The 22,490-nt window shown below is 70.2% G+C and carries 18 protein-coding genes; 14 read left to right on the forward strand and 4 right to left on the reverse strand.

All coding sequences use genetic code 11. The annotated features are described in order from the left end of the window. The first annotated feature begins 254 nt into the window (after positions 1-254). The 3 genes from N7640_RS06560 to N7640_RS06570 all read left to right on the forward strand — a co-directional run bounded on the left by N7640_RS06560 (position 255) and on the right by N7640_RS06570 (position 4,460). Positions 255-2,039 (forward strand): DUF1302 domain-containing protein, encoded by a 1,785-nt coding sequence (locus N7640_RS06560; protein ID WP_279901749.1) that lies wholly within the window; start codon positions 255-257, stop codon positions 2,037-2,039. Positions 2,040-2,050: 11 nt separating this feature from the next. Further along, complete coding sequence (locus N7640_RS06565; RefSeq protein WP_279901748.1) at positions 2,051-3,424, forward strand: DUF1329 domain-containing protein; 1,374 nt, start codon at positions 2,051-2,053, stop codon at positions 3,422-3,424. A gap of 127 nt (positions 3,425-3,551) precedes the next feature. Then, the gene (locus N7640_RS06570) at positions 3,552-4,460 is read left to right on the forward strand and encodes a LysR substrate-binding domain-containing protein (protein ID WP_220815396.1); all 909 of its coding nucleotides are present in this window, start codon (positions 3,552-3,554) and stop codon (positions 4,458-4,460) included. Between the two features lie 35 nt (positions 4,461-4,495). Here the strand turns inward: N7640_RS06570 and N7640_RS06575 are convergent, their stop codons facing one another. Then, positions 4,496-4,963, reverse strand: a complete 468-nt coding sequence (locus tag N7640_RS06575) for an OsmC family protein (RefSeq protein WP_279901747.1) — start codon at positions 4,961-4,963, stop codon at positions 4,496-4,498. Between the two features lie 203 nt (positions 4,964-5,166). Between N7640_RS06575 and N7640_RS06580 the strand changes: the two genes are divergently transcribed. The 3 genes from N7640_RS06580 (at position 5,167) to N7640_RS06590 (ending at position 9,177) form a co-directional block, all read left to right on the forward strand. Continuing rightward, complete coding sequence (locus N7640_RS06580; RefSeq protein WP_279901746.1) at positions 5,167-6,459, forward strand: MFS transporter; 1,293 nt, start codon at positions 5,167-5,169, stop codon at positions 6,457-6,459. Between the two features lie 15 nt (positions 6,460-6,474). Continuing rightward, on the forward strand, positions 6,475-7,944 hold the full coding sequence (locus N7640_RS06585) for a CapA family protein (RefSeq protein ID WP_279901745.1): 1,470 nt from the start codon (positions 6,475-6,477) through the stop codon (positions 7,942-7,944). 144 nt (positions 7,945-8,088) lie between these two features. Next, positions 8,089-9,177 (forward strand): M14 family metallopeptidase, encoded by a 1,089-nt coding sequence (locus tag N7640_RS06590; protein WP_279901744.1) that lies wholly within the window; start codon positions 8,089-8,091, stop codon positions 9,175-9,177. 4 nt (positions 9,178-9,181) lie between these two features. Here N7640_RS06590 and N7640_RS06595 read toward each other — a convergent pair whose 3' ends face one another. Both N7640_RS06595 and N7640_RS06600 read right to left on the reverse strand, forming a co-directional pair. Then, complete coding sequence (locus N7640_RS06595) at positions 9,182-9,892, reverse strand: transporter substrate-binding domain-containing protein (protein ID WP_279901743.1); 711 nt, start codon at positions 9,890-9,892, stop codon at positions 9,182-9,184. Then, the gene (locus N7640_RS06600; RefSeq protein WP_279901742.1) at positions 9,879-11,558 is read right to left on the reverse strand and encodes an ABC transporter substrate-binding protein; all 1,680 of its coding nucleotides are present in this window, start codon (positions 11,556-11,558) and stop codon (positions 9,879-9,881) included. Before N7640_RS06600 ends, N7640_RS06595 begins: the two co-directional genes overlap by 14 nt. A 239-nt stretch (positions 11,559-11,797) precedes the next feature. Between N7640_RS06600 and N7640_RS06605 the strand changes: the two genes are divergently transcribed. The 4 genes from N7640_RS06605 (at position 11,798) to N7640_RS06620 (ending at position 15,861) form a co-directional block, all read left to right on the forward strand. Next, positions 11,798-13,420 (forward strand): methyl-accepting chemotaxis protein, encoded by a 1,623-nt coding sequence (locus tag N7640_RS06605; RefSeq protein WP_220815389.1) that lies wholly within the window; start codon positions 11,798-11,800, stop codon positions 13,418-13,420. A 22-nt stretch (positions 13,421-13,442) separates the two neighbouring features. Beyond that, positions 13,443-14,600, forward strand: a complete 1,158-nt coding sequence (locus N7640_RS06610; RefSeq protein WP_279901741.1) for a hypothetical protein — start codon at positions 13,443-13,445, stop codon at positions 14,598-14,600. An 11-nt stretch (positions 14,601-14,611) separates the two neighbouring features. After that, positions 14,612-15,031: a phosphate ABC transporter substrate-binding protein gene (locus tag N7640_RS06615; protein ID WP_220815387.1), complete on the forward strand. Its 420-nt coding sequence runs from the start codon at positions 14,612-14,614 to the stop codon at positions 15,029-15,031. Positions 15,032-15,267: 236 nt separating this feature from the next. Beyond that, positions 15,268-15,861, forward strand: a complete 594-nt coding sequence (locus N7640_RS06620; RefSeq protein WP_279901740.1) for a DUF937 domain-containing protein — start codon at positions 15,268-15,270, stop codon at positions 15,859-15,861. A gap of 223 nt (positions 15,862-16,084) precedes the next feature. On the opposite strand, the gene N7640_RS06625 is transcribed toward N7640_RS06620, so the two are convergent. Continuing rightward, a complete protein-coding gene (locus tag N7640_RS06625) occupies positions 16,085-17,143 on the reverse strand; it encodes a nitronate monooxygenase (RefSeq protein WP_279901739.1) in 1,059 nt (352 codons plus the stop codon). Positions 17,144-17,222: 79 nt separating this feature from the next. Here N7640_RS06625 and N7640_RS06630 point away from each other — a divergent pair, with 79 nt between their 5' ends. The 4 genes from N7640_RS06630 (at position 17,223) to N7640_RS06645 (ending at position 22,009) form a co-directional block, all read left to right on the forward strand. Then, a complete protein-coding gene (locus N7640_RS06630) occupies positions 17,223-18,101 on the forward strand; it encodes a LysR family transcriptional regulator (RefSeq protein WP_279901738.1) in 879 nt (292 codons plus the stop codon). Then, on the forward strand, positions 18,098-19,222 hold the full coding sequence (locus N7640_RS06635; protein ID WP_279901737.1) for a YbfB/YjiJ family MFS transporter: 1,125 nt from the start codon (positions 18,098-18,100) through the stop codon (positions 19,220-19,222). Before N7640_RS06630 ends, N7640_RS06635 begins: the two co-directional genes overlap by 4 nt. A gap of 62 nt (positions 19,223-19,284) precedes the next feature. Continuing rightward, positions 19,285-21,204: a DUF294 nucleotidyltransferase-like domain-containing protein gene (locus N7640_RS06640; protein WP_279901736.1), complete on the forward strand. Its 1,920-nt coding sequence runs from the start codon at positions 19,285-19,287 to the stop codon at positions 21,202-21,204. A gap of 109 nt (positions 21,205-21,313) precedes the next feature. Next, positions 21,314-22,009 carry a 3'-5' exonuclease gene (locus tag N7640_RS06645; protein ID WP_279901735.1) on the forward strand — a complete coding sequence of 232 codons (696 nt, stop codon included), beginning with the start codon at positions 21,314-21,316 and terminating at the stop codon, positions 22,007-22,009. The last annotated feature ends 481 nt before the right edge of the window (positions 22,010-22,490 follow it).

Below are 22,490 nucleotides of genomic sequence, written 5' to 3' on the forward strand. Positions count from 1 at the left end.
CAAGTCGCGCGGCCCGCCAACCACGGGGCTTTCCCGGCCCCGCCGCGCCTCACGCCGCTCCGCCCACGCGGCCGCCCTCACCTTTGGCTATGGGCATGAGGATTTTTCAGAAGTCAGCGGCGCGGGGCTTACCTAGGATGCCCCGGCACCTGTCAGCAGGCTGCAAAGAAGCGATGCGCCGCGCGGCCGAGCCGCGGGCCTTCTTTGAACAGCGGGAGAGCAGCATGAAAAGAACAACAACAGGCGCGGGGACCATGCCTCCCCACACCCTGGCACTGGCCGTGGCGCTGGCGAGCGCGCTGCCGGCACAGGCCGCCAGCTTCAACATCGGCCCCATCGAGGGGCAGATCGATTCCTCCCTATCCATCGGCGCCAGCTGGGCCCTGGACGACGCGGACGCCAAATTCGTCGGCAAGGCCAACGGCGGCAGCGCCTCGACCCGCACCAGCGACGACGGACGGCTGAACTTCAAGAAGGGCGAGACCTTCTCGAAGATCTTCAAGGGCGTCCACGACCTGCAGCTGCGCTACGGCGAGAGCGGCGTGTTCCTGCGTGGCAAGTACTGGTACGACTTCGAGCTGAAGGACGAGCACCGCCTGCTCTACGACATCGACGACGGCGGCCGCGACAACGCCGCCCAGGCATCCGGCTTCGAGCTGCTGGACGCCTTCGTCTACCACAACTACCTGATCGGCGACCTGCCCGGCAGCGTGCGCGCCGGCAAGCAGGTGGTGAGCTGGGGCGAGAGCACCTTCATCGGCAACAGCATCAACGCGATCAACCCGGCCGACGTGGCGGCCTTCCGCCGCCCCGGCTCGGAGATCAAGGAAGGCCTGATCCCGGTGAACATGCTCTATGTCACCCAGGGGCTGACCGAGAACCTGTCCGTCGAGGCCTTCTACCAGCTGGAATGGGAGAAGACCGTGCTCGACAACTGCGGCACCTTCTTCGGCACCGACACCGCCGCCAAGGGCTGCGAGTACGGCATGACCACCTTCGGCAGCGACCGGAACCGCGACCCGTCGATGTACGGCTGGGTGCCGCGCCTGGATGACCGCGAGGCCCGCGACGGCGGCCAGTTCGGCGTCGCCCTGCGCTGGCTGGTGCCGGCGCTGAACGACACCGAGTTCGGCCTCTATGCCCTGAACTACCACAGCCGCACGCCGGAAAGCATGTGGCAGGTGGGCAACGCCGACTTCAGCGCCGTCACCGGCGCCCCCGGCCCGGCCAGCGCGCGCTACTACCTGCAGTACCCGGAAGACATCCGCCTGTACGGCCTCAGCTTCGCCACCACCACGCCGGACGGCACCGCCCTATCCGGCGAGATCAGCCACCGGCCGAACATGCCGCTGTCGCTCAACGGCACCGACGTGTCCACCGCCGCCAGCGTCGGCGGCCTGGTCGGCGCGCTGGACATCGACGGCCTGGCGATCTTCGACACCGGCTGGGCCGGCACCGAGACCGGCGGCCTGGTGCAGGGCTACAAGCGCATGCCCTTCACCCAGGCCCAGGTCAGCGCCGTGCGCACCTTCGACCAGGTGCTCGGCGGCGACCGCCTGGTGCTGGTCGGCGAGGTGGGCTACAGCCATATCGGCCGCCTCGGCTCCAGCGACGGCTCCGACCTGCGCTTCGGCCGCAGCAGCGTGTTCGGCAACGGCCGCCTGCCGGACTCCGCCGCCGCCCTGGGCATGACCGGCAACGGCCTGTGCACCGCCCTGCTCAACACGACCAACCCGGACCAGTGCACCAGCAAGGGCTTCTACACCCGCAACTCCTGGGGCTACCGCCTGCGCACCCAGCTGGAGTTCAACGACGCCATCGCCGGGGTCAACCTCAAGCCCAACCTGGCCTTCGCCCATGACGTGGAAGGCTTCGGGCCGACCTTCACCGAGGGCAACAAGTCGGTGAGCCTCGGCCTGGACGCCGACTACCTGTCCACCTACACCGCCAGCCTGAGTTACACCAACTACTTCGGCGGCGACTTCAACACCAACACCGACCGCGACTTCCTCGCCTTCAGCGTCGGCATGAGCTTCTGAGGTCTATGCACATGACGTATTCCCCGATCCCCACGCAACTGCTGCGCGCCGGCGCGCTCGGCCTCGGCCTGCTCGCCGGCCAGGCACTGGCCGCGGTGCCGGCCGAGCAGATCGCCCGCCTGGACCAGGACCTGACCCCGATCGGCGCCGAACGCGCCGGCAACGCCGACGGCAGCATCCCGGAATGGACCGGCGGCCTGGCCAGGGACGCCGGCCGGCGCGACGCCAACGGCTTCCTCGCCGACCCGTTCGCCGCCGACCAGCCGCTGTTCACCATCACCGCCGCCAACGTCGAGCAGTACCGCGACAAGCTGACCCCCGGCCAGCTCGCCCTGTTCAAGCGCTACCCGCAGACCTACCGCATCCCGGTCTACCCGACCCGGCGCTCGGTCGGCCTGCCCCAGGGCTACCTCGACACCACCCGCCAGAACGCCGCCGACACCCAGCTGGCCGAGGGCGGCAACGGCCTGCACAACTACCGCAGCGGCGGCCTGCCGTTCGCCATCCCGCAGAACGGCCTGGAGGTGATCTGGAACCACATCGGCCGCTACCGCGGCCTGGCCTTCCAGCGCATGGTGGTGCAGGCCTCGCCCCAGGCCAGCGGCGCCTTCACCCCGAGTCTGATCAAGCAGCAGCTGGCCTACCCGGTCGGCCTCAGCGACTACGCGCCGCAGGAGATGACCAACATCCTCTACTTCTACCGCGAGGAGTTCCTCTCTCCCGCGCGCCTGGCCGGCGGCGTGCTGCTGGTCCACGAGACCATCAACCAGGTCAAGGAACCGCGCATGGCCTGGCAGTACAACGCCGGCCAGCGCCGCGTGCGCCGCGCCCCGCAGATCGCCTACGACAGCCCCGGCGCCGAGGGCATGCGCACCCTGGACGACTTCGACATGTTCAACGGCGCGCCGGACCGCTTCGACTGGCAGCTGGTGGGCAAGAAGGAGATGTACATCCCCTACAACAGCTACAAGCTGGCCTCGCCCGAGCTGAAGTACGCCGACCTCATCAAGCCCGGCCACCTCGACCCCGCGCACACCCGCTACGAGCTGCACCGCGTGTGGCACCTGAGCGCCACCCTCAAGCCGGGCCAGCGCCACGTCTACTCGCGCCGCGACCTGTTCATCGACGAGGACAGCTGGCAGGCCGCCGAGGCCGACGCCTACGACGGGCGCGGCCAGCTGTGGCGCGTTTCCGAGGGTCACGCCAGCTTCTTCTACGACCAGCAGATTCCGCTGTTCAACGCCGAGACCCACTACGACGTGCTGTCCGGCCGCTACGCGGTGAACGCGCTGTACAACGAGGAGAAGAACGCCTACCAGTTCGACGTCCGCTACAGCCGCAAGCAGTTCACTCCCGGAGCCCTGCGCGCTTCCGGCATCCGTTGAGCTCCACCCGCCACGCCGGCGGCCCGCGGGCTGCCGGCGTTTTCCCCGCCATTGACCCGGAGCACTGCCGGTGTCCGCGTTTTGCTTTACATTCAGGGCTTCACCCACCGCTATCCTGGCGTCGCCCATGAAGCTGCACCAACTCCGCGCCATGCTCGCGATCAGCGAGAGTGGCAGCATCCAGGAGGCCTCGCGCCTGCTGCACATCTCCCAGCCGGCCCTGTCCAAGGGCATCAAGGAGCTGGAGGCCGAACTCGGCGTGCCGCTGCTGATCCGCTCCAACCGCGGCATCACCGTTACCGAGTACGGCGAGCGCCTGGTGCGCCGCGCCCGCCTGATCCTCGAGGAAGTGCGCCGCGCCCGCGAGGAGATCGAGACTCTCAAGGGCACCATGGACGGCAAGGTGGCCATCGGCGTGTCGCCGGTCACTCCCGGCGCCCAGTTCGTCGCCAGCCTCAACCGCTACCGCAAGCGCTACCCGCAGGTGCGGGTGCAGATCCACGAACTGCGCCCGTCCAAGCTGATGGAGGGCCTGCGCGAGGGCCAGCTCGACCTGGTGCTGACCTCGCAGCCGGCGATCCGCAACAGCTACGGCTTCCACTGGACCGAGCTGTATGCCCAGCCCACCGTGCTGGCGGTGCGCAAGGGCCATCCGCTGGGCGGCGCGCGCCGCTCGCTGGCGGAGCTGCGCGAGCACGAATGGCTGCTGCAGGATTCGCTGGAACAATCACGGGTCGGCCTGATGTTCGACCACTACCGGGTCGAGCCGCCGGAGCGGATCATCGAGTGCGCCTCGGTGGTGCTGTTCTCCGAGCTGGCGCTCAACACCGACGCCATCAGCTACTGGTCGCAGCGCCTGCTGGAGCGCGTGCAGACCCTCGGCCAGGCGCTGGAAGTGCTCGACCTGGCCGAGCAGATACCGCCGATGAACATCTCCCTGGTCTGCCGCGACCAGGAACTGATGACCCGCGAGGCCAAGGCCCTCTCCGACGAGCTGGTGTACGCCTACAAGAGCCCGCATGCGCCGCAGGCCTGATGCGGCGCTGGTGCGCACAGCGCACCCTACGGAGATCAGGGGACGTAGTGCGGCTCGCAGCGCACCTCGGTCTTCACCGAGCTGGCGATGAAGCACTCCTCGTGCGCGGCGTGGTGCAGCGCGTCGAGCTGCTCGCGGCTGGGCGCGGCGCCGGCGAAGGTCACCGCCGGGCGCAGGGTGACGCGGGTCATCGCCAGGCGGCCCTCGGCGTTCCGGCCCATCCGCCCCTCGGCCGTGTCGCGGTAGTCGTCCACCCGCCAGCCGTCGCGGGCCGCCAGCGAGAGGAACCAGAGCATGTGGCAGCTGGACAGCGCGGCGACGAAGGCTTCCTCCGGGTCCACCGCGTCCTCGCGCGAGCCGGGCAGCGGCACCACGTGGGGCGAGGACGAGGCCGGCACTTCCACGCCGCCGTCGAAGCGCCACAGGTGGCCACGGCTGTAGCGGTTGTCGAGGAAGTCCTGGTCGCCGCGCGACCAGAGGATTTCGGCGGTGTAGAGCGCCATCGCAGTTCTCCGAACCAGGCGGCGGGCCAGCATAACCAAAGCCGATACACATGCGCAGAGGTGATTATCCAGCGGCGGCCCGCTGCGGCATGCTGCACAGCATCCGGGAAGTACAAGGACCACGACAGATGCAGCCGACCCCGCAGCCCCTCGCCCAGCGCCGCCGACGCCCGGCCACGACCCGCCCGCGCGAGGCCTGATCCATGCCGCTTCCCGCCCACGACCGACGCGGCCTGATCGTCGCCATGCTGATGGCGGTGATGGTCATCAGCGTGCTGGACAAGACCATCTTCGCCTTCGCCGGCCCGCAGATCATCGACGAGCTGCAGCTCACCCCCGAGCAGTTCGGCTTCATCGGCAGCGCCTTCTTCTTCCTCTATTCCGTCTCCGGCGTGCTGGTGGGCTTTCTCGCCAACCGCCTGCCGAGCCGCTGGATTCTTTCCGGCATGTCGCTGGTGTGGATGGCCGCCCAGCTGCTCACCGCGCTGTCCACCAGCTTCTTCGCCCTGGTCGCCAGCCGCATGCTGCTCGGCGCCGGCTGCGGCCCGGGCACGGCGGTGACCCAGCACGCCTGCTTCAAGTGGTACGCGCCGCGCGAGCGGGTGCTGCCCTCGGCGCTGATCCAGGTGGCGATCATGCTCGGCGCCATCGCCGGCGCCCTGTCCCTGCCGCTGCTGATCCAGCACCTGGGCTGGCGCGTCGGCTACCTGATCCTGGCCGGTATCGGCCTGCTCTGGCTGGGGCTGTGGCTGGCGGTCGGCCGCGAGGGCCGGCACGACGACGCGGCCGGCGAGACCGGCGGCGCCACCACGCCCTACCGCCACCTGCTGCTCAACCGCACCTTCGTCTTCATCACCCTGGCCGGCTTCTGCTCCTACCTGCCCACCGCGCTGATCTACAGCTGGGTGCCGACCTACCTGCAGAAGGGCCTGGGCATGACGCCGATGCAGTCCGGCTACGTGGTGATGGCCGCCACCCTCGGCGTGATCCTGCTCAACCTGGGCGTCTCCGGCCTGTCGCAGCGCGCCCTCAAGCGCGGCGCCAGCGTGCGCCTGGCCATGGCCCTGCCGCCGGCGCTGGCCTGCCTGGTCGGCGGCCTGGCCATGAGCCTGATGGGCTTCTTCGACCAGGGCCTGCACCTGACCCTGGCGCTGTACCTGGTCGGCGGCGTGGTGGTGAACCTGCTGCCGGCCTTCGCCAACTCCATCGTCGCCTACATCGCCCCGCCCCGGCAGCGCGGCAGCATGCTGGCCATCCACATCGGCCTGATGACCAGCGCCGGCATGCTCGCCCCGCACGTGGTCGGCCAGGCCATCGGCTGGCAGGGCGGCGATCTGGTGCGCGGCTTCGAACTGGCCGTCGGCCTGTTCGGCCTGGCCCTGCTCGCCGGCGGCCTGCTCGCCCTGCGCCTGGTCGACCCGGAGCGCAGCCGCGCCGACCTGGCCGCCCGCGCCATCCCCGAATCCGTCAACGCGCCGGCCGCCAGCCAGGCCTGATCAGGAATCCGCTCCATGCATCAACGCATCAAAGCCCCGCAGCAACGCCCCGAGTCCCTGGAACTGCAGCCGACCTGGCGCAACGCCGACGTGGAAGACGGCTTCTGCGTGGTCGCCGTCGGCGACATCATCATCACCCACGCCATCCGCGCCAAACTGGCGCGCAAGTCGCCCGAGCTGCTGGACATCCTGCGCCGCGGCGACGTGGTAGTGGGCAACTACGAAGGCTCGGCCATCGACCTGCGCACCTACGACGGCCACCCCGAGGCCCAGTCCGGCTTCGCCTGGCTGATCAGCGACGCCGACGCGCCGGCCGACCTGGCCGCCCTCGGCTTCAACCTGATGGCTCGCGCCAACAACCACGCGCTGGACTGGGGCGCGGCCGGCCTGCGCATGACCGACCGGCTGCTCGACGAGGCCGGCATCGCCCACGCCGGCACCGGCGCCAGCCTGTCCGCGGCGCGCGCGCCGGCCTTCCTCGACACGGCCCGGGCGCGGGTGTCGCTGATCTCCTACGCCACCACCTTCGAGGCCAACGCGCCGGCCAACGACGGCCTCGGCGTGGTGCCGCCGCGCCCGGGGCTCAACCCGCTGCGCACCACGGCGCATCGCCTGGTGAGCGCCGAAGACTTCGCCGTGCTCAAGCGCCTCAACGCCCACGAACCGTTCCAGGACCACTACCTGCTCAAGGCCCTGTACGGCGAGCACAGCCTGCACCTGGGCATGGCCCTGCACTACCGGATCGACCCGAACACCGCCCCCGGCTCGCTGCGCATCCACTACGAATGCGACAAGCGCGACCAGGCCGGGATCGTCCACAACCTGCGCCAGGCCAAGCAGACCAGCGACTTCGCCATCGTCGCCCAGCACACCCACGAGCCGGACAACTTCACCACCGAAGTGCCGAACTACCTACCAACCCTGGGCCGGCAACTGGTCGACGACGGCGCCGACATGCTCTGCGGCCACGGCCCGCACCAGCTGCGCGGCATCGAGATCTACCGCGGCAAGCCGCTGCTGTATTCCCTGGGCAACTTCTGCTTCATGGACAACAGCCAGCAGGTGGTCGCCCGCGACGAGTGGGAAGAGCCAGAGTGGGCCGCCGCCGAAGCCATCGCCGGGCCCCGGGGCATCACCGACCCGCGCGTGTCGACCCCCGCCGAGTTCCTCGAATGGAAGCGCGTGGTCGGCATCTTCAGCGAGCCGATCTGGTTCGAGAGCGTGGTCGCCGAATGCCGCTTCAAGGCCGACGGCACCCTGCGCGAACTGCTGCTGCACCCGATCGAACTGGGCTTCGCCGGCCGCGACGCCGAGCGCGGCATCCCGCGCCTGGCCCTCGACACGGCCGACAACCGGCAGCAGGCGCGGCGCATCCTCGAACGCCTGCGCGAGCTGTCCGCCGAGTTCGGCACGCTCATCGAGATCGACACCGTGCAGCTCGGCGAGCGCCGCAGCAGCCTCGGCCGCGTGGTGATCGCCCCATGACGGCCACCTGACGCCGGCGGCCCACGAGGCCGCCGCTCCCTCCCGACCCTTCCCGCCGACGTCCGGCGCAGGCCACGAGCCCGCGCCGAGGGCCCGGCCGTGCCCGCGAAACCGCGCGGGCGCCCTTCACCACACGGAAATGCCATGGACCTGACCTGTTTCGCCCAGCGCTACGCCGAAGCCCGGCAGAAATTCCTCGACGCCTGCAGCGCCAACGGCCTGGCCGTCGAGTCGCACATCCACCCCCTGCGGGGACGCGACCGCGAGCAGCTGGCGATGGACGTAGCCCGCCTGGGCCCGCCGGACGCCGCCAACCTGCTGGTGCTGAGCAGCGGCTGCCACGGCGTGGAGGGCTTCTGCGGCTCGGCCGTGCAGATCGACCGCCTGCGCGATGCCGCCTGGATGGAACGCTGCTGGCGCGACGACCTGGCCGTGCTGTTCATCCACGCCCTCAACCCCCACGGCTTCTCCTGGCTGCGCCGGGTGAACGAGGACAACGTCGACCTCAACCGCAACTTCCTCGACTTCACCCAGCCGCTGCCGGACAACCCCGGCTACCGGCGCATCGCCCACCTGCTGCTGCCCCGCCGCGAGCCGCCGACCCTGGCGACCACCCTGGGCCTGATCGGTCACGCCCTGTGCGGGCGCATGGCGCTGCAGGGCGCCATCTCCCGCGGCCAGCACAGCGACCCCCGGGGCATGTTCTTCACCGGCACCGCGCCGACCTGGAGCAACATCATCCTGCGCCGCGTGCTGCGCCGGCACGGCCGCGAATGCCGGCGCATCGGCTGGATCGACGTGCACACCGGCCTCGGCCCGCGCGGCTTCGGCGAGCGCATCTACAAGGGCCACGACACGCCGCTGGCCATGCGCCGGGCCAAGGCCTGGTGGGGCGACAAGGTGACCAGCAGCCTGGACGGCAGCTCCACCTCCGCCGTCCTCGACGGCACCCAGGATCATGCGGCGATGAGCGAATGCGGCCAGGCCGAATACAACGGCCTGACCCTGGAATACGGCACCCTGCCGGGGCTGAAGGTGCTCAACGCGCTGCGCGCCGACCATTGGCTGCACCGCAACCCGCAGGCCAGCGCGGCCCAGCGCGAACGCATCGGCCGCCAGTTGCGCGACGCCTTCTACGTGGACGCCGACGACTGGAAGCGGCAAGTCCTGGAACAGGCCCGCGAGGTGCTGGAGCAGACCCTGGACGGCCTCGCCACTCCGCTGCCGGACTGAGCCGCTAGCGCAGGCTCATGCCGTGGCGGCGGTACAGGGCCTGCACCCAGCCTTCGCGATACATCTGCCACAGCTCGCGCTGCAGGCGTCGCAGCTCGGCGGGGTCCATGTCCGGGTGGCAGGCGATGTCCTCCATCAGGGTGAGGAAGGGCAGCACCTCGCGCGGCGGCGGCCTGGCCGCCAGCGAGTCGGCCACCGCCGAGCTGGTCGCCCACAGCCGCGCGCGGCTGCGCTGCAGCATGCTCAGGTTGAGCGACTCCTTGTTCGAGTAGATCACCGCGACGCCGGTGCTCTGCAGGTATTCGCCGGCCCCGGAGCCCTGGTGGCTGAGCACGCGCAGGCCGCGCACCTGCTCCAGGCTGGCCAGCTGCAGGTCGTCGTCGGCCTTGGCGTACAGCCCCAGACGCGACACCAGCAAGGGCCCGACCCAGCCGAAATGCGGCTCGCGCTCCTGCTGGCGCTCCACCAGCAGCACGCAGCTGCGCGGCTGTTGCTGGACCTGGTGCAGGGCCCGCTGCAACGGCAGGAAGCTCAGCCGGTAGCCGATGCCGGCCCGCCGGAACAGCTCGTCGGCCAGCTCCGGCACCAGGCCGGCCGCCCCACCGTCCGGGCGCTGCTGCACCAGCGGGGCGCGCTCCCAGGCGTACAGCTGCAGTTCGGCCGCCGCCAGCGGCCAGCCGAGCAGGCTCAGCAACAACAGACTAATCCCACGCACGCAGGGCCTCCTCGTACGTCTGGGTGCGCCCGGGCGGGCGTTCATTGTCCAGCTTCGGCCAGGGCGCACCGGGGCGCGCCAGCCACTCGTCCACCGCGCGCGGCGCATTGAGCCGGGGCGCACAGGGGTGCCGCTGGCTTTGGCCGAGCGCCTGCAGATGCTGGTCGAAGATCTGAGCCAGGTTGCCCAGGGCCTGGTCCGCGCCGAGCCGGCCCGCCACCACCGGATGCAGCTGCCGCCACCACAGGCTGGCCATGCCGCTGTAGTCCGGCACGTTGGCGCCAGTGGGCGTCCAGCGCCGCGCCGCCGGGCTGCGATAGAACTCCACCAGCCCACCGAGACGCGGCGCCTCGGCCTGCATGGCCGGCGACTCCATGTCGGAGCGGCGGATCGGTGTCAGCCCCACCAGGGTCTTGCGCAGCGACACGCTGCGCGAGGTGACGAACTGGGCGTACAGCCAGGCCGCCTGGCGCTGGCGCAGCGGCGTGGCCTGGAGCAGGGTCCAGGCGCCGACGTCCTGGTAGCCGGACTTCATCCCGTCGCGCCAGTAGGCGCCGCGCGGCGACGGCGCGACCCGCCACTTCGGCCGGCCCTCGGCATCCACCACGGCGCTGTCCGGCTTGATGTAGTCGGCGGTGAAGGCGGTGTACCAGAACACCTGCTGCGCCACGTGGCCCTGGGCGGCGACGCTGCCGGCCTGGTTGAAGCTCATTTGCTGCGCCTCCGGCGGGGCGTAGCGGCGCAGCCAGTCGACATACTGGCGGACGGCATAGACCGCCGCCGGGCTGTCCAGCGCGCCGCCCCGGGCGACGCTGGCGCCGGCCGGGCGGCAACCCTCGACGCGGATGCCCCAGTCGTCCACCGGCAAGCCGTTGGGCAACCCGGGGTCGCCCACCCCGGCCATGCCCAGCCAGGCGTCGGACAGGCGCCAGCCGATGGACGGATCGAAGCCGCCATAGTCCATGTGGCCGTAGACCCGCTGGCCGTCGATCTCGCCCACCTGTTCGGTGAAGAACGCGGCGATGTCCTCGTAGGCCGACCAGTTCTGCGGCACATCCAGCTCGTAGCCATAGCGCTCGCGGAACGCCTTGCGCAGTTCCGGGCGCTCGAACCAGTCGCGGCGGTACCAGTAGAGGTTGGCGAACTGCTGGTCCGGCAGCTGGTACAACTTGCCGTCCGGCGCGGTGACGAAGGGCAGCCCGATGAAGTCGTCGAGGGCCAGGGTCGGCGAGGTCACCGCGGCGCCTTCGCCGGCCATGAAGTCGGACAGCACCAGCACCTGGCCGCCACGGAAGTGCTGGCCGAGCAGGTCGCTGTCGCTGACATAGGCATCGTAGAGCGGCAGGCCGGTCTCCTGCTGGGTGCGCAGCTTGTTGACCACGTCGTCCTCGCCGCTGATCTCGTGGATCACGCGGATGCCGGTCAGGCGGGTGAACAGCGGGGCCAGCACGTTGGCCTCGTACCAGTGGGTGGGAATGCGCTCGGCGATCACCCGCACCTGCACGCCACGGAACGGTTCGCCGGCCTCGGCGAACCAGGCCAGCTCGGCACGCTGCTCGGCGGCGCCCAGGGAACTGGGCTGCAGCGCGGCCATGACCTCCGTCACCGGGTCGGCGGCATGCGTGGCCGCGCTCAGCATCAGGCCGAGCAAGATCGCAGCGCGCATCGGTGGCTCCTTCTTATAGTTATGCCCCGAGTCTAGGCGAGCCGGGGGGCATATCGCCACCATCGGAGAACGACAGAAAACAGGCAATTCCTACGATATGCAGCTATAGAAATAAGAGGGATGGCCGACATAGCGACAACACAATAACCGCACTTATGGTCACGGGATGACCGACAAATGGCCTTTAGCCACTAATCGGCTTTCTGTACACTTCTGCGCCCCCGAATTGGGTATCTGCCATGTTGAAGAATCTGTCGCTGACCCTGAAGTTGTCACTGCTGCCAGCTGTCGCCCTGCTCGGCCTGCTGCTGTTCGTCGGGTACACCTCGATCCAGCTCTCGGCCAACGACAAACGCCTGGTCACGCTGGAGACCCACAGCTTCCCGTCGCTGGAGAAGGCAGACGCGGTGATCTTCCAGTTCTCCCGCCTGCCCGGCCTGCTCAACAGCGCGGTGGCCGCCGGCGAGCTGGAGACCCTGGGCGAGGCGCGCCAGGTGCTCGGCGAGATCGCCAGCATGCAGCAGGCCCTGCAGCCGCTGACCCGCGCCAACGCCGAGCGCACCAACGAGTTGGAGCAGTGGCGCGCCGCCATCGGCCGCTACGCCGACAACGCCCTGTCCGCCTCCGAGCAGCTGATCAAGGGCAGCGCCGGCTTCGACGACCTGCGTCCGAGCCTGGACCGCATGGCCAGCGACCTGAAGACCGCCCAGGACCTCGGCTCGGTGTTCCGCGCCCACACCTATAAGGACTTCCAGGACACCCTGGCCCAGGCCCGCACCGACAACGCCGACACCACCCGCGTCGGCTTCATCCTCACCGCGCTGCTGGTGGCCCTGGTCGGCCTCGGCGCCTGGCTGATCATCCGCGGCATCATGGGCAACGTGCATGGCGTGATCGAATCGCTGCAGGCCATCGCCAAGGGCGACGGCGACCTGACCCGCCGGGTCAACGTCGACTCGCGCGACGAGATCGGCGAAATGATCCAGCTGTTCAACGGCTTCCTCGACAAACTGCAGAACACCATCCGCCAGATCATCGACGCCGCCAGCCCGCTGGGGCAGATGTCCAAGGAGCTGTACCGGCTGACCCAGGAGGCGGAAGAGAACGCCAAGTCGCAACAGGGCCACACCGACTCCATCGGCCGCGACATCCAGACCATGACCAGCAGCATCCAGGAAGTGGCCCAGCGCTCCCAGCAGGCCTCCCAGGGCGCCGGCGACGCTTCGCGCCAGGCGGTGGCCGCGCGCACCAGCATCGGGGCGCTGTCCGGCAGCATCAGCGACCTCGGCAGCAGCGTGCTCGGCGCCGTCCAGGCCATGCAGCAACTGGAGGAAGAAACCCAGCAGGTCGGCTCGGTGCTCACCGTGATCCGCAGCATCGCCGAACAGACCAACCTGCTCGCCCTCAACGCCGCCATCGAGGCGGCCCGCGCCGGCGAACAGGGCCGCGGCTTCGCCGTGGTCGCCGACGAGGTGCGCAACCTGGCGCAGAAGACCGCCGCCTCCACCGCCGAGATCCAGCAGATCATCCAGCGCCTGCAGAACAGCGCCAACGGCGTGCTCGACGTGATGACCGCCAACGGCGACAAGGCCCAGGCCAGCATCGAACGCTCGGTGGAAGCCACCCACATGCTCGAGACCATCGCCACGGCGGTGGGCCAGATCGACGAACTGAACGCCGGCATCGCCCAGCTCACCCAGGAGCAGATCGGCCTGTCCAGTTCGATTCAGCAAGACACCCAAGTGTTGCAGCAGGACGCACAAGCAACCGCCCATGGCGCCGACGCCACCGCACGCCTCGGCGAGCAGCTGGTCAGCACCGGAGACCACCTGCGCGCGGCGACGGCCCAATTCCGTGTATAACCCTCCACCGGAGCATCACTGCATGACTACTGCCCGTGTACTTGGCCTGGCCGTCTGCCTGGCCAGCACCCCGACATTCGCGCTGGAACAAGGCGAGGCCCTGATCAACGCCTTCGGCACCCTCGGCGTCACCCACCTGGGTGGCGAGGACGACGGCCGCGGCTACGGCGTTTCCGGCCAGACCAAGGATTCCTGGCGCGGCGACCAGCTGAGCAAGTTCGGTGCCCAGCTCAGCTACGGCATCACCGACACCGTCGGCCTGACCCTGCAGACCACCGCCAAGGCCTACGGCGACGAGTGGAAGGGCAACCTGGAGTGGGCCTACCTGTCGTGGCAGAGCACCGACAACCTGATGCTCCGCTTCGGCCGCCTGCGCACCCCGGTGTACATGTATTCCGAGAGCATCGACGTGGGCTTCAGCTACCCCTGGCTGCGCCTGCCGGACGAGGTCTACAGCCAGGTCCAGCTGTCCAACTACGAAGGCGCCGACCTGGTCTACAACCTGCCGCTGTCCTTCGCCACCGCCTCCTTCCAGCTGGCCGGCGGCGTCGCCAAGAACCGCGACTACTACGCCTACGACGACGAGTTCGACATCGACTACTCCAAGGTCTTCGGCGCCAGCGTGAGCCTGGCCACCAACGACTTCGGTACCGTGCGCATCGGCTACGCCGAGGCCGACATCAAGACCGAGATCTCCGGCAGCTTCGTCGACGTGCTCGGCAACCCGGGCTCGGCCACCCTGCTGTCCCTGGACGACGACAAGGGCAAGTTCACCTCCGTCGGCTACCAGTACGACAACGGCACCTGGCTGACCGCCAACGAGTGGACCCGCCTGGTGATCGAGAACAACGCCGGCGACAGCACCGAGGCGTTCTACCTGATGGGCGGCCGCCGCTTCGGCGACTTCCTGGCCCACGTCACCTACGCCCAGCTGGACGAGGACGACGGCCGGCAGAACTCCTGGACCCTCGGCCTGAACTACAACGTGCTGCCGACCGTGGTCATCAAGGGCGAGTACAAGCGCGTCAATACCACCGGCGGCTACGACGGCGTGTTCGTGCGCAACGCCCAGGAGCTGTACGACAACACCGTCAACGACATCAGCGGCGGCGCGCTGGGCGTTCCGGCCCGCAACTACGACGGCGACATCATCAGCGCCGGCGTCGACTTCGTGTTCTGAGGAGCGTGCATATGAAGCAATCCATTCGCGTTCTCCTCGCCGCCGCCAGCCTCGGTGCCGCGGCCCTGGCCCAGACCGGTATGGCCCAGGCCGAGGTCGCCGTGATCGTCAACGCCGGCGCCTCGGCCAGTCCGTCGCAGTCCGACGTGGCCAACATCTTCCTGGGCAAGAACAAGTCGCTGAAGGGCGTCGACCAGAAGGACTGGAACCCGACCAAGGAGAAGTTCTACGCCGCGGTCACCAGCAAGAACGAGGCCCAGCTGAAGTCCTACTGGTCCGGCCTGGTGTTCACCGGCAAGGGCCAGCCGCTGCCGAGCGTGGGCGGCGACGCCGAGGTGGTGGCCAAGGTCGCCGCCGAGGCCGACGCCATCGGCTACGTGGACAAGGCCGCCGTGACCGACCAGGTCAAGGTGCTGTTCACCCTGCCCTGATCCCGGGGTAGCGCCACGAAGAAGGCCGGCGGGGCGACCCTCCGGCCTTTTTTCATGTGACGCGGTCCCGCAAGCCTCCGACGCCGCATCCGATACTCCATTCCCGGGCGGCGAAAACGCGATATCGTTCGGAACGGTACAAGCAGGTGCCGGCGCGTATCGCCGGGAACGGGCGGCACCCTCCCCGCCGAACCGGGCCACTGACCGGCACACCACGATAGAAGGAGTTTCGAACCATGCAGACCACAGACATCCTCGCCCAGATGGGCGGCGTCCAACCCATGGCACAGGCGCTCGGCGTGAGCGAGAGCGAAGCCATGCAGGGAGCCGCCGCGCTGCTCCCGGCGATACTCGGCGGCATGAAGAAACAGGCGCAGTCGCAGGCCTCCGGCCTCGATGGCCTCGGCGGGCTGCTCGGCCAGCTGGGCGGCGGCGGTGGCCTGCTTGGCCAGGTGCTCGGGCAAGCGCTCGGTAACGGCGGCGGCGGCAATGACATCCTCGGGGAGATCTTCGGCTCCAAGGACGTCAGCCGCACGGTGGCCGAGGACGCCGCCAACCGCTCCGGCCTGGACGCCTCCCTGCTGAAGAAGATGCTGCCGATCCTGGCCATGCTGGTCACCAGCTACCTGAGCCAGCAGGGCAAGGCGAGCGCAGGGCAGCCGTCCGAGTCGTCGGGTGGCCTCGGCGACCTGCTGGGCGGGATGCTCGGCGGCGGCAACGGCCAGGGCCAGCAGAGCGGGTTGGGCGGGCTGGCCTCGATGCTGGACCTGAACGGCGACGGCAACGTGCTGGACGACATCCTACGGATGGCCGGCAAAGCCCAGCGCTGATCCCGGCGCCCGAAGCGCGGGATGGACCGCAGCCCGCCCCGTGCTTCTCCTTCTGCCATGTACCGCGAACACACACGGTAGGAGCGGCTTCAGCCGCGAAGCTTTTTACCGTACCACCTCGGTTCGCGGCTAAAGCCGCTCCTACAACTGCGCCCTTCTGATGCTCTCGCGAGATCGTGAACACAAGATCAGGCCGGGCGAAGACACCCGGCCGTCGTGGGCGCTACAGCGAAGGCCGCGACGCCTCCGCCATTTCCCTCACCAGCACCGCCACCAGCTCGGCCGCCGGCAGCTCACGGGCCAGGGGCGCGCCCTGCCCGGCCCACTGGGCGGCGAAGTCGTGGCTGTCCCTGGCGCTGGCCGCCGCGTGCAGAGCCTTGGCCGCGTCGTAGCAGATCGGGTAGTCCGGCAGGGCCGCGCCCAGGTCGCCGAACAGGCGGTTGGGCAGGCCGCGCGCCGGACGGCCGGAGAGGTTCGAGGTGATCTCGGTGCGCCCGGCCTTCTCGCCTTTCAACGCCGCACGGTAGGCGGCGTTGGCCGAGGACTCCGGGCACAGCACGAAGGCCGTGCCCAGCTGCACGCCGGCGGCGCCCAGGGCCATGGCCGCGCGGATGCCGGCGCCGTCCATGATGCCGCCGGCGGCGATGACCGGCAGGCGGCAGCGCTTCACCAGCAGGCGCACCAGGGCGAGAGTGCCGATGGCGGCGTCGCCGCGCTCCGGGGCGAACACCCCGCGATGGCCGCCGGCCTCGACGCCCTGGGCCACCAGCGCATCCACCCCGGCCGCCTCGGCCTGGTCCGCCTCCTCAGGCGTGGTCACGCAGGCCAGCAGCACGATGCCGGCCTGGCGCAGCCGCTCGATCCAGTCCCGTGGCGGCAGGCCGAAGTGGAAGCTGACCACCGCCGGGCGCTGCTCCAGCAACACCTCCAGCATGTTCGGGTCGGCCAGGAAGCTCGGGTAGATCTCGCGCAGGGCGGCCGGCGGCTCGGCGTCGAACTCGGCGAACAGCGGGCGCAGGCGCTCCAGCCAGGCCCGCTCGCGCGCCGCGTCGGCGCTCGCCGGGGCATGGCAGAACAGGTTGAGATTGAACGGCTTCGCCGTCAGCGCCCGGGTCTGCTCGATCAGCTCGCGCGCCTGGGCCGGGCTGCTGGCGCCCAGCCCCAGCGAACCCAGACCGCCCGCCTCGGAAACCGCCGCCGCCAGCTGCGGCGTGGACACGCCGACCATGGGCGCCTGGATGATGGGATGCTGGATGCCCAGTAGCGTGCTCAGGGACGACATGGAAACCTCCGGGATTGACTGATCGATCTCTAATAAAGATTATTAACACAACTTTATTCTTTTTTTGAGATTTAAATCCATGGATCTCGCCACCCTCGCCATCTTCCGCACCGTGGCCCTGGAGCAGAGCGTGACCCGCGCCGCCCAGCACCTGCAGCGCGCCCAGTCCAACGTCACCACGCGCATCCAGCAACTGGAGGAAGACCTGGGCACCGCCCTGTTCCTGCGCGAGGGTAAGCGCATGGTCCTGACCGAGCGCGGCACCACCTTCCTCGCCTACGTCGAGCAACTGCTGGCCCTGGCCGACGAGGCGCGCCAGGCCATGCACCCGCAGCGGCCGGAAGGTAGCCTGCGCCTGGGCAGCATGGAGAGCACTGCCGCCGTGCGCCTGCCGCAGCCGCTGGTGCGCTTCCACCGCGAGCACCCGCAGGTGACGCTGGAAGTCGGCACCGGTCCCAGCCTGGCGCTGCTCGACGCCGTCCTGGCGCGGCGCCTGGACTGCGCGCTGATCGCCCAGCCCCACAGCTGGCAGCAGGGGCGCTGGCAGGCGGAGGCGCTGCCGGCCGAGGTGGACGCGCAACCGGTGTTCCGCGAGGAGCTGCTGCTGGTGCTGCCCGCCGACCACCCTCCGGTCGACCACCCCGAGCAGGTGCGGGTGCGCACCCTGGCGGGCTTCGCCCAGGGCTGCAGCTACCGTCACATCGCCCTGAGCTGGCTGGGAGCCGGCGGCCCGCCGGTGCGGGTGCAGGAAGTCGGCTCCTACCACGCCATCCTCGCCTGCGTGGCGGCCGGCACCTGCGTCGGCGTGGTGCCGCGCTCGCTGCTCGAACTGCCGCGCCAGCCCCCGGCCGTGCGCAGCGTGCCGCTGCTGCAACTGGATACCCTGCTGATCCGCCGCCACGGCTACGCCAGCGCGGCCTTCGAGCGGCTGCACGAGGCGCTGCGGAGCCCCGCGTGAGACGCCGGGCGCTGCGGGACGCGCTGGCCGGCGCCCTGATCCTGGCGGTGGGCATGGGCTTCGGCCGCTTCGCCTTCACCGGGCTCTACCCGCAGATGATCGCCGACGGCGTGCTCGACCTGCGCGGCGGCTCGCTGGCCGCCTCGGCGAACTACGCCGGCTACCTGCTCGGCGCCCTGCTGCTGGCCTGGCGCCACCCATGGCAGCCGGCCACCCTGTGCCGCGCCGGGCTGTTCGCCAGCCTGGCCTGCCTGCTGGCGATGGCCGTCGCACCGGGCGTCGCCAGCATCCTGCCGCTGCGCTTCCTGGCCGGTGTCGCCAGCGCTCTGGCCCTGGTCGGCGCCTCGCTCTGGCTGCTGCGCGCCGACCACCATCCGCAGGCGGCGCCAGTGCTGTACGCCGGCGTCGGGCTGGGCATCCTGCTGTCCGCCGAGCTGATCGCCGCCGGTCGCGCGCTCGGCTGGCACAGCCCCGCGCTGTGGCTGGCGCTGGCCCTGGTCGCCGCGCTGCTCAGCCTGCCCGCGCTCGGGGCGCTGAAGCGGCCGACCGGCTCCGCAGCCGAGACGGCACTGGCGCAACGCGCGCTGCCCGCCGGCCGCCTGGTGGCGCTCTACGGCCTGGCCGGCTTCGGCTACATCGTCACCGCCACCTACCTGCCGCTGCTGCTGCGCGACGGCCTGGGCAGCGTCGACCCGCTGCAGCTCTGGGCCGCCTTCGGCCTCGGCGCGGCGCCCTCGTGCTTCCTCTGGCACTACCTGCGCGAGCGCCTGGGCACGCGCGCGGCGCTGGCGTTCAACCTGGGGCTGCAGGCCGTCGGCGTGGCCCTGCCGGCATTCGATCCCGGCGTGCCGGCCTGCCTGCTCAGCGCGCTGCTGGTCGGCGGCACCTTCATGGGCACGGTGACCATCGCCATGGCGGCGGCCAGGGGCGAGTCGCAGCGCCGGCCCCAGCTGGCGGCCTGGATGACTGCCAGCTACGGCGTCGGGCAGATCGCCGGCCCGCTGCTCGCCGACGCCCTGCACAGCCGCTACCAGCACTTCGCCCCGGCCCTGCTGGCGGCGGCCGCCGGCCTGGCCCTGGGCGCGCTGCTGAGCCTGCCGCGCCCGGCGCCTGCGACCTAGGTCCAATAGGCGCCTCGCGGCGCAGGCGCGACGATGGCTCGACTCGACCATCGGAGCGTCGCATGTCCTCCACCTCCGCCGGCAAGACGGCCGTACTGCAGAACATCCACGGCACCAGCGAGTTTCTGCGCAAGTACCCGCCGTTCAACCAGATGGACAGCGCCCAGCTGGCCTACTTGGTGGAGCATTGCCAGCTGCGCTTCTATGCCGCCGGCGAGAGCATCATCAAGCCCGACGACGGGCCGGTGCAGCACTTCTACATCGTCAAGCAGGGCCAGGTGGTGGGCGAGCGCCCGCACTCGGCCCGGCGCGGCAGCGAGACCACCTTCGAGATCGCCAGCGGCGAGTGCTTCCCCCTGGCCGCGCTGCTCGGCGAGCGCGCCACCCGCACCGAGCACCTGGCCGGCGAGGACACCTTCTGCCTGCTGCTGGGCAAGGACGCCTTCGTCCGCCTGTTCGCCCAGTCCGCGCCGTTCCGCGACTTCGCCCTGCGCGGGGTCAGCAGCCTGCTCGACCAGGTCAACCAGCAGGTGCAGCTGCGCGCCGCCGAGAACCTCGGCGCGCAATACTCGCTGGATACCCCGCTACGCGAACTGGCCCCGCAGCAGCCGGTGGCCTGCGCCGCCGAGACGCCGCTGCGCGAGGCGGTGCGGCGCATGCACGAACAGCACGTCGGCAGCATCGTCATCGTCGACCAGGGCGATCGCCCCCACGGCATCTTCACCCTGCGCGACCTGCGCCGGGTGGTGGCCGACGGCGAATCGCTGGAACAGCCGATCCGCGCACTGATGACCCAGCGCCCGTTCCACCTGTCGCCCAACGCCAGCGCCTTCGATGCCGCCCTGGCGATGACCGAGCGGCACATCGCCCACGTCTGCCTGGTGGAGGACGAGCGCCTGGTCGGCGTGGTCTCCGAGCGCGACCTGTTCTCCCTGCAGCGGGTCGACCTGGTCCACCTGGCCCGCACCATCCGCCACGCCGGGCGCATCGAGACCCTGGTGGCGCTGCGCGGCGACATCCGCCAGCTGGTCGAGCGCATGCTGGCCCACGGCGCCAGCTCGACCCAGATCACCCAGCTAGTCACCCTGCTCAACGACCACACCGTATGCCGGGTGATCGAACTGGTGCTGGAGGAAATGGGCGACCCCGGCGTGCCGTTCAGCTGGCTGTGCTTCGGCAGCGAGGGGCGCCGCGAACAGACCCTGCACACCGACCAGGACAACGGCATCCTGTTCGAAGCGACGGACGCCGCCGACGCCGAGCGCATCCGCCAGCTCCTGCTACCCCGCGCGCGGCGCATCAACCAGCTGCTCGCCGACTGCGGCTTCGCCCTGTGCCGCGGCAACATCATGGCCGGCAACCCGGCGCTGTGCCTGTCGCGCCAGGAATGGGCGCGACGTTTCTCCTCCTTCATCCGCGAGGCCACGCCGGAGAGCTTGCTGGGGTCGAGCATCTACTTCGACCTGCGAGTGATCTGGGGCGCCGAGGAAGGCTGCGAGCAGCTGCGCCAGCAATTGCTCGCCGAAGTCGCCGACAACAGCCTGTTCCAGCGCCTGCTGGCGGCCAACGCCCTGCGCCACCGCCCGCCGCTGGGGCGCTTCCGCGACTTCGTGGTGGCCCGCAAGGGCGCCGAGAAGGACACCCTCGACCTCAAGGAAGAAGGCCTCACCCCGTTCGTCGACGGCGCCCGCCTGCTGGCCCTGGCCCACGGCATCGGCGAGAGCAGCACCCTGCGCCGCTTCGCCGAGCTGGTGCGCCTGCGGGTGATCGACGCTCAGGACGGCGCGGCCTACGAGGAGGCCTACCACCTGATCCAGCAGATGCGCCTGCAACTGCACCAGCAGCAGGCCGCCCAGGGTCTGGCCTTCTCCAACCGCCTCGACCCGGACAGCCTCAACCACCTGGACCGGCGCATCCTGCGCGAGTCCTTCCGCCAGGCCCAGCGCCTGCAGGCCAGCCTCGCGCTGCGCTACCAGCTATGAGGAAGACCATGCCCCCACGCGCGCCGTGGACCCGTTCTAGCAGGGTGCGCCGTGCGCTCCCGCCGGCCAACGCCTTGCGCCGGTGCGCACGGCGCGTCCCGTGGCAGCCATGAAGAAACTGCTCGCCCGCCTCCGCCCCGCGCGCCCGGCCCTCGACCCGCGGGGCCTGCACCTGCCGGCCCCGGCGCCGCTGGACGACCGCCCGCTGGCCCGCCAGCGCCTGGTGGTGGTGGACCTGGAGACCAGCGGCCTCAACCTGCAGCGCGACCACCTGCTGGCGATCGGCGCGGTGGTGATCGAGGACGGCGCCATCGACCTGTCCCAGCAGTTCGAATGCACCCTGCGCCAGCCCGGCCACCGGGCCGGCCCCAGCACCCTGATCCACGGCATCGCGCCCAGCGCGGTGGCCGCCGGCCGCGAACCGGACGAGGCGCTGCTGGAGTTCATGACCTTCGTCGGCGACAGCCCGCTGCTGGCCTTCCACGCGCCGTTCGACCAGCACATGCTGGAGCGCGCCCTGCGCGAGACCCTCGGCTACCGCCTGACCCACCCCTTCCTCGACGCCGCCGTGCTGGCACCGCTGCTGTGCCCCGAAGCGCCGGCCTACCGTGGCCTGGACGAGTGGCTCAGCCATTTCCGCCTGCAGGCCAGCGAACGCCATCACGCCAGCGCCGACGCCCTGGCCACCGCCGAGCTGGCGCTGATCCTGTTCAGCAAGGCGCGCCGCCAGGGCCTGGACAGCCTGGCCGAACTGCAGCGCCGGGCACAGTCATGGCGCCGCCGGCAGCTCGCCCCGTCCCTCTGAACTCCGCACGCATTGCACGCCCTCACACCGTCATCCCCGCGAAGGCGGGGACCCAAAAAACACCGTGCACCTGGATTCCCGCCTTCGCGGGAATGACGAGATGTTCCGGCTGCCTTGTCCGTACCAGACCACCCCACCCGCACCCACTGCACGCCCCTCCCCGTCGTCCCCGCGCAGGCGGGGACCCAAAAAACACCGCGCACCTAGATTCCCGCCTTCGCGGGAATGACGGGGATGTGCCAGCTGCCCTGTCCGTACCAGGCCACACCACCCCACACCCACTGCACGCCCCTCCCCAGTCGTCCCCGCGCAGGCGGGGACCCAATAAACAACAGCTGGCCCCCCGCCTTCGCGGGGACGACGGGATTTCCTGACCTGCCCCCGCCCGTATCACCCGATCACCCGAGCCACCCATCGACAACGATTGCGATGACCTGCGGCAATCTGACACTATATGAGAAGCATTCTCGCTTCTCTCTTT

The sequence above is a fragment of the Pseudomonas sp. GD04015 genome (assembly GCF_029837675.1).
In the GTDB taxonomy this organism is placed as follows: domain Bacteria; phylum Pseudomonadota; class Gammaproteobacteria; order Pseudomonadales; family Pseudomonadaceae; genus Aquipseudomonas; species Aquipseudomonas paralcaligenes.